We start from the raw sequence: 7731 nt of genomic DNA, 5'->3' as shown, positions 1-7731 counted from the left end.
GCTCTGGCTCTGGCTCTGGCATGATTTCAAGCACCTCCCCTTCAATATCAAGCTTTTTATCAAAGCTGACACCTTCATCTGACGGAGTTGACACGTCACTATCTGCCGTTGGAGTAATATCTTTTACTTCAGCTTCTAGCGCCTCTTTGGCAGCCTCTTCCTGCTGAGCTTTTTGTTCTTGTTCTTCATTTGCTAATCGTTGAGTACGCTTATAGAGATAAACGCCAATCAGGATAAGCAAAAGTATGGCAATAATTTTCATTGTATTCCACCAGTGGTTGGCCAGCGACTCAATCTGTGAGTCTGTTTAAGCATGTCAAATTGCATAAAAATGGAACGTTATTATTAATCTATTCTCTTTCCTAAAATCAAGTATTTATACCTATTTTTTAGTCGGGTATCAAAAATAGTGCACTATATCGACCAATTTAGTCAAAACGAGCGGCTTAAATCGGCTGAAATAGTTCACTGATAAAATGACAAGATCGCGCTAAAGGGAGCTTTAAAGCGCTATTTTGTGCGCACCTTCAAACTTTAATACATGAGTTTTGTTTGTCGCTTAGTTGGGTTTTATGATGGTAATAACCCAGTAGCTTACTAAGGTATAAAATGGCTTTTGAACAACTTTTAACTGGCAAATTACTTAGCGAGTTTAAAACCATCTCTGCAATGGTTGATATCTATTGCAAAGCACATCATAAAAGCGCTGATGGGGACGTTTGCCAGGACTGCCAAGCATTCAAAGAATACGCTCATACGCGCCTTGACCGATGCCCATATGGACAAGATAAGCCAACCTGTAATAAATGCCCGGTACATTGCTACAAACCACATATGAAACAAAAAGCTCGCGAGATAATGATCTTTGCAGGACCTAGAATGTTACTGCCACATCCTATAATGGCAATTAGACATTTACTCTCAGAGCGTAAAGATGCGCCAGGTAAGCCACCCGCAGAATCTTCAAATAGACACCTTCGAATTAAAGTGAAATCAGAAAGCTAGCCCAACTGCCCGCAGCTTTGACTAACTCTTAAGGCTGCAGCCAACATCTCTATCTAGTTCATTATATTTATAAAACCTCCTTAAGCGCCCGATACAGCCAAATAGTGTCATGGGCTTTCTTGTCGTATCTAAGATTCACTACTAGACTTTCGGAAAGTAAACGGACTTATTTGAACAGCGCTGCAACATTAAACTTGCATGCTGGGAACAATCAGCATGGAGGCTGCAGCTTTGACGAAAGAGATCCTGCTCGTAGAAGACAATAAGGTCATGTTGTTGATGATGTCGCAGATGTTGTCTTCGCGTGGGTATCGAGTCGTGACAGCTAAGCACGGCTTAGATGCACTGTCACAGCTAGAATCACACCCTAATATTCAGCTTGTTCTTAGCGACTGGATGATGCCAGAACTAAACGGCATCGAACTCTGTTACCAGCTAAAATCTCCCGAGTATGGCCGCTACATCTTCTTCGTTCTACTTTCTGGCCGAGATGACAAAGAGTCAATAGTGGAAGGTATCAATGCTGGCGCAAATGATTTTGTCGCAAAAGATACCAATATCAATGAACTTGATGCCAGGCTAAAAGCTGGCTTTAGAACACTTGAGTTACACAATCAGCTGGTAGCTAAAAATATCGAACTCGATCGTGCCTACGCCACCATTAAGCAAGATTTAGAATCGGCAAGCGAACTTATCCAGCGCATGCTGCCGAATCAAACGAGCTTTAAAGGCGTTGAGATTAATTACACTCATATTCCCAGCGCACAAATTGGTGGTGACATGTTGGGCTGCATGCAACTCGATGAAGAGCACATAGCCGTTTATCTGTTTGATGTCGCTGGGCATGGTGTTGCCTCAGCGCTTATGTCATTTTCAGTTCAGCAAAGTATCAGCTCAAACTCTGGCACCACCTCCAATGTCAAACGCAAGAAGGATACAGACCCCTTTTATAGCCTTATCGAACCTAGTGAAGTCATCTCCCACCTCAACCAAAGCTATATCAGCCAAGATCAAAATAACCTGTATTTCACTATGGTATATGCAGTTTTAAATACCAAAACGGGTTTACTCACTTATGCTTTTGCTGGCCACCCACCGATGATTTGGCTGCAAAAATCAAACAATAATAGTGTCTTCATTGAGCAAGATAGCTTTGTCGCTGGCATGTTTGACTTTGCAGAGTATAAAACAGAGCAAGTACAACTTAAGCCAGGTGATCGCGTACTCCTATATTCCGACGGTATTACAGAAGCCGAAGATCAACAGAAGAACCAATACTCAGAAGTGGGCTTGAAGCAACTTGTTCTAACCCAAAGCAGTAAACCAAGAGATCAGCAAACCGACAGCATCGTCCAAGCCGTTAAAGCTTGGGCTGGCATAACACAGTTCGATGATGATATCAGCCTGCTTGCCCTTGAGTGGCAAGGCGAATAGAGAGGAAATACTATGCAATTCGATATTATAGAAAAAGGCCAGTACACCATAGTTCAAATCAATGAAGGTCGCTTTGATGCCAAACTAGCTCCTGCATTTAGAGAGCAACTAGAGCAAATCAAAGGCAATATTCGTGACCACTTAGTACTAGATTTAGGACAAGTACGCTTTATGGATAGCAGTGGACTCGGGGCGGTAATGGGCGCTTATAAAATGCTGCGCAATACCAAAATAAGTATTGTTAACCCACAAAAGCCCGTCACGGATCTACTCAAACTAACCCGTATGGACAAACTAATTCTCAGCCACCCAACAATTGAAGATGCACTGGCTCCAACCGCTTAAAGAGGTAGATGTTATGAAAGGAATGATCTTAGCTGCAGGGAAAGGCACACGTATTAAGCCGATATCGTACGCAATTCCAAAACCAATGGTGCCTATTTTGGGGAAACCGGTAATGGAATCGATGATCCAGTTATTCGCCAAAAGCGGGATTGACAAAATAGTTATAAATACCAGTCATTTAGCAGAAATTATTGAGAACTATTTTGGCGATGGCCACCATTTCAATGTGCAGCTCTCCTATTCATATGAGGCGACTGAGGTTGACGGGAAATTTGTTAGCCAAGCACTAGGCTCTGCCGGTGGCATGCGCAAAGTCCAAGATTTTTCCGGTTTCTTTGACGAGACATTCGTGGTGGTTTGCGGTGATGCTTGGATAGATCTCGATCTTAAAGCAGCGGTAGAACACCACAAGAAACACGGTGGCTTGGCCACGATTATCACCCGGGAAGTGCCTTCCTCAGAAGTCAGTAAGTATGGAGTGGTGGTCACCGATAAGTATGAGCAAGTCGTCAGTTTCCAAGAGAAACCGCTGGAATCTGAAGCGCTTTCCAATAAGATCAATACTGGAATTTATATCTTCGAACCGGCCATATTTGACTTTATACCTAAAAATACTGAGTTCGATATCGGCAGTGATCTATTCCCGTTATTGGTTGAAAGAAAAGCCCATTTCTATGCTGTAAATATGGATTTTCAATGGCTAGATGTGGGTAAAGTTAAAGATGTCTGGGAAGTCACTAGCGATATTTTAAATGGCAAAGTAAAGGGGTACCCGATCCCGGGCACCCAACTTGCCCCTGGAGTTTGGGTCGGCATTAACACCCAGATTAACATATCAAAATGTAAAATAACTCCACCCGTTATTGTCAGTAGCGGTTGCGAAATCGAAGACGGTGCAACCATCATTGGTCCAGCAGTTGTCGGCGCTAACTGTAAGGTCGACGCTAAAAGCCTTGTCAGCAACACGCTTATCTGTGATTACATCCACTTAGCCGATGATGCTTACATCGTGAACAAAACTATGTTTGGTGATTACCTGTTAGGACACGATGGTTACACCCAATTGTTGGCCGATTGTCAGTATGTGCATATTCTGAAAAATCGTAATGTGTCCCGCCCTTTAACAGGGCAAGCCAGTATCAACGATATCTATAACACACTGCAAACCCCGACGGCTGAACCTGTGCCGCTCCAACAGGTGAAATAAGGTCAACTTATGGACGTGAACACAAGGACGTTTCACAAAGAGTATCTCAGTAGCTTAGAGGCATCTAGAGAGGTCGCGGAAGACATAGTGCCTTACTGGAATAGTCTGGGGCTTAATGAACTGATTATAGGGCAGATGGAGCTTTGCCTTGTTGAAGTCGTCAATAATGTTTTTGAGCATGCCTATCGCAATAATGTAGGCGACAAATTTGAAGCTACATCCTACCTGACCAAGGCTCAAAATCTGATTATAGAGATCTCTGATTTTGGTCATTCGATGCCAAACGACGTACTTGAGGAGCTATTAAGCACTGATTTTGTAGAGCCTATAGCTGACGATCCTGACACCTGGTTGCAGAGTAAACGAGGATTGAAAATCATTCAGGAGTTGTCAGACAAGTTAGAATATTTTTCACACCAAAATCGTAACACATTAAAGCTACAAAAAAGCGCAAGCTGAACCAACACAAATTGCAGTTCAGCCTATGCGGCACGACTTGAGGTAGCAACAAGAGAAAAGCGCCTTCGTCAAAACCGATAAGTGCACGGAGAATAGATAAATGGACTTTTACTTCAGCGAGTTTGAAAAGCGAACTCCACCGCAACCAGCAAGCTACAGTGCTTCTCGAGAGCTACTGTATCAGTATCTAGCCACTTGCAATATTGCGCTCGGGATCTGGTATCTAGTATGGCGCTGGGGCTTTGCACTCAACTACGATGCCATGTGGTTTTCGCTGCCGCTGGCTTTTGCAGAGTCCTGTGCCTTTGTCGGCTCAGTGCTGTTCGCTTTTAACCTCTGGAAGACATCTGACGAACCAATTAAAAGCCCACCAGCTACCATTAATGAGTGTATCAAAGAGCCTATGGATGATAGACCCATAGCTGTCGATATCATGTTTCCTACCTACGATGAGGAACCGGAGTTAGTTGCTCTTAGTATTCGAGATGCCTTAAGTGTGCGTTACCCTCACGAAATAGAGACCCGTATTTTTATTCTCGATGATGGCCGCCGCCCAGAGATGGCACAACTTGCCGCCGATATGGGGGTTGAGTACATCACTCGTGATAACAACATCGGCTATAAAGCCGGTAACCTGCGGAATGCCCTTGAACAAACATACGGTGATTTCATTGTTATTTGCGATGCTGATACTCGTCCTTTTCCCAGTATTTTAGAAAATACCTTAGGTTACTTTAAAGACCCCGACGTAGCTTGGGTGCAAACACCACAGTGGTTCTTCGATCTCCCAGCAGGAGAAAGATTACCTGCTTGGCTCAAAAAGCGCTTAGGCACACCGATTAGTTGGCTCGGTACAGCATTTGAGAAAATCTATGGCCCAGTCACACTCGGACGTGACCCCTTCGCCAACGATCCGCAGATGTTTTACGACGTAATACAACGTCGCCGTAATTGGGCTAATGCTTCTTTTTGCTGTGGCGCCGGCTCAATACATCGCCGTGAAGCTGTCATGGAGGCTGCACTAAGAAGTTATAGCCAACAGATCAGCAAAGAGCATGAAGAAGTTGAAAAGCAGATCCGTAAGCTTACTAAGGAGAAGAGTGTCGATAAGAATATCTCGGCTAATCTACGCCAAGAAATTATCTTCGATACAGAGTTCACTCCTTATAAATTTCATGTTTCCGAAGACATCTACACTTCACTTATTCTTCATGGAGATACAGAGCGTGAGTGGCGATCCATTCAGCATCCTCAAATCGAAAGCAAGATGCTATCGCCGCAAGATCTGCAGAGCTGGACAGTACAACGCTTTAAATACTCAGGTGGTTCGATAGATATCTTCATGAATGATAATCCGCTGTTTAAAAAAGGCATGAGTCTAAAACAGAAGCTAATGTATGGCGCCAGCTTTTGGTCAAACCTTTCAGCCATTTGGAACATTATCTTCTTGGCCTGTCCAATCGTGTACTTCCTTACCAGTATCGCCCCCGTTAGCGCCTACGACACTACTTTCTATATGCACTTTCTACCCTTTGTGATTACTGCAGAACTCGCGATGATGATCGGAACTTGGGGGGTTGCGGGTTACCAAGGCAAAACAAATTTCCTCTCCTTTTTCCCGGTCAACTTACGGGCTTTATGGACAGTACTGCGAGGCAAGAAGATAAGCTTCCCTACGACTCCAAAGAGCCGTCAACAAGGATTATTTCTTCACTTAGTGATCCCGCAGATTGCTGTTTTCACATTGAGTCTAGGCAGCATGGCTTTTGCTTGGTACGCCTACAGTAGTGGCTCATTTGGCAGCTACTCCCTCGGAGGACTTATCCTCAATAGTTTTTGGACCATTAATAATATGATGGCTATGTGGGGCATGATTGCCGCAGCGTGCTGGTCGCCACCAGCGGATGATGTGCCCACCACCGTTGAAACAACCAAGGAGTTAGATTATGGAATCGAGTAGCTCATTCGTAAAAGCCCGTCATCACATCGTGTTCTTAGCTGGGCTATTTACGGCACTCGCCATCGCTTTCACTATCGAAACACGTGAATACAATCAAGTGATGGGCAATCTCTCCTTCACCTCTTCTGAACCTATACCGTTTAGGGAAAACCGGGTATTGACTGACCAAGAGTATCAATGGGCTGAAATCGCTTGGCGCTATTTTGAGAATAACTATCAAGATAATACCGGCCTAGTTAACTCCGTGGATGGCTACCCTTCAACAACTATGTGGGATACAGCCTCCTACCTAATGGCACTTATCTCTGCCCAGCGGCTGAATGTGATCACCTACGATGAATTTAACTTAAAGATGGAAAAAGCCTTAACAACGCTATCGCGGATCCCACTGGTCAGGGATGAATTACCCAATAAAGCATACGATACCCAAACACTACAAATGGTGGATTACGCTAACAAACCCACCGCCGACGAATATGGCATAGGGTGGTCTGCCATCGATATCGGCCGTATTCTGGTGCCGATGAATATCCTCATCTGGCAATACCCTAAATTCAATAAACAAGTAAACAGCGTATTACAGCATTGGAAAATTGGCGTGATGACTCAAAACGGCTATATGTTCGGCTCAAGACCAGCCAAATCCGGGCCGGGGCTTGATTTAGTTCAAGAGGGTCGAATAGGCTATGAAGAATACGCATCCAAAGCTCTAAGTTTAATGGGGCGAGATGTATTCAATGCACTAAAGTATGCGGATTACCTCAAACTCATCGAAATAGACGGCGTCGATATCCCCACTGATAGCCGAGACCCTGCCAAGTATCATGCCCATAACTATGTGGTGAGTGAGTCTTATATTCTCGACAGCATTGAGTTCGGCGCAGATAGTATCTCTAGGATCTTTACCTTTCGAGTCTATAAAGCCCAAGAAAACCGCTACCAGAGATCCGGCATAATCACCGCAGTCAGTGAAGATCATATCGATCAAGCCCCCTACTTTGTCTACAACACCGTGTTTTCCGATGGTAAAAAATGGAACACTATTACCGACACGGGTGAAGATGCCTCTGACTTTAAGACCCTTTCCACTAAAGCTGCATTTGGCTGGTATGCGCTTTATGACACCCCCTATACCGATAAGCTTATCACCGGTGTCGATAGCCTATATTCCGACAGTAAGGGCTGGTATTCAGGTCTATACGAGAGGACCGGAGAAGCCAATAAAGCAATTACTGCCAACACAAATGGAATCGTCTTAGAGTCATTAGCATACATTCAAAATGGTGCCTTGTTGAATGTCGGCGTCGCAAATCAACTATAG

7 protein-coding genes and 1 pseudogene are annotated in these 7731 nt (G+C 44.2%); 7 read left to right on the top strand and 1 reads right to left on the bottom strand.

The annotated features are described in order from the left end of the window. Window positions 1–262, bottom strand: a pseudogene (locus AB4135_RS12810) (hypothetical protein); the annotation flags it as partial. A gap of 347 nt (window positions 263–609) precedes the next feature. Here AB4135_RS12810 and AB4135_RS12805 point away from each other — a divergent pair. From AB4135_RS12805 to AB4135_RS12775, 7 genes are all read left to right on the top strand, one after another. Next, window positions 610–1005 (top strand): nitrous oxide-stimulated promoter family protein, encoded by a 396-nt coding sequence (locus tag AB4135_RS12805; RefSeq protein ID WP_371993396.1) that lies wholly within the window; start codon window positions 610–612, stop codon window positions 1003–1005. Window positions 1006–1221: 216 nt separating this feature from the next. Then, window positions 1222–2439, top strand: coding sequence for a SpoIIE family protein phosphatase (locus tag AB4135_RS12800; RefSeq protein WP_371993394.1), 1218 nt, complete (start codon window positions 1222–1224; stop codon window positions 2437–2439). Between the two features lie 12 nt (window positions 2440–2451). Beyond that, window positions 2452–2784, top strand: coding sequence for an anti-sigma factor antagonist (locus AB4135_RS12795; protein WP_371993392.1), 333 nt, complete (start codon window positions 2452–2454; stop codon window positions 2782–2784). Window positions 2785–2797: 13 nt separating this feature from the next. After that, window positions 2798–3991: a sugar phosphate nucleotidyltransferase gene (locus tag AB4135_RS12790; protein WP_371993390.1), complete on the top strand. Its 1194-nt coding sequence runs from the start codon at window positions 2798–2800 to the stop codon at window positions 3989–3991. Window positions 3992–4000: 9 nt separating this feature from the next. After that, the gene (locus tag AB4135_RS12785; RefSeq protein ID WP_371993388.1) at window positions 4001–4450 is read left to right on the top strand and encodes an ATP-binding protein; all 450 of its coding nucleotides are present in this window, start codon (window positions 4001–4003) and stop codon (window positions 4448–4450) included. Between the two features lie 100 nt (window positions 4451–4550). Beyond that, window positions 4551–6410, top strand: a complete 1860-nt coding sequence (locus AB4135_RS12780; RefSeq protein WP_371993386.1) for a glycosyltransferase — start codon at window positions 4551–4553, stop codon at window positions 6408–6410. After that, window positions 6397–7731 (top strand): DUF3131 domain-containing protein, encoded by a 1335-nt coding sequence (locus tag AB4135_RS12775; protein WP_371993384.1) that lies wholly within the window; start codon window positions 6397–6399, stop codon window positions 7729–7731. Before AB4135_RS12780 ends, AB4135_RS12775 begins: the two co-directional genes overlap by 14 nt.

Source organism: Shewanella sp. 10N.286.54.B9, from assembly GCF_041468565.1.
Lineage (GTDB): Bacteria > Pseudomonadota > Gammaproteobacteria > Enterobacterales > Shewanellaceae > Shewanella.
This window is presented reverse-complemented; position numbering and strand designations above follow the sequence as displayed.

Coding starts and splice junctions, on each gene's coding strand:
- AB4135_RS12800 (WP_371993394.1), top strand. CDS start 1,222: ATGGAGGCTGCAGCTTTGACGAAAGAGATCCTGCTCGTAGAAGACAAT.
- AB4135_RS12790 (WP_371993390.1), top strand. CDS start 2,798: ATGAAAGGAATGATCTTAGCTGCAGGGAAAGGCACACGTATTAAGCCG.
- AB4135_RS12795 (WP_371993392.1), top strand. CDS start 2,452: ATGCAATTCGATATTATAGAAAAAGGCCAGTACACCATAGTTCAAATC.
- AB4135_RS12775 (WP_371993384.1), top strand. CDS start 6,397: ATGGAATCGAGTAGCTCATTCGTAAAAGCCCGTCATCACATCGTGTTC.
- AB4135_RS12785 (WP_371993388.1), top strand. CDS start 4,001: ATGGACGTGAACACAAGGACGTTTCACAAAGAGTATCTCAGTAGCTTA.
- AB4135_RS12780 (WP_371993386.1), top strand. CDS start 4,551: ATGGACTTTTACTTCAGCGAGTTTGAAAAGCGAACTCCACCGCAACCA.
- AB4135_RS12805 (WP_371993396.1), top strand. CDS start 610: ATGGCTTTTGAACAACTTTTAACTGGCAAATTACTTAGCGAGTTTAAA.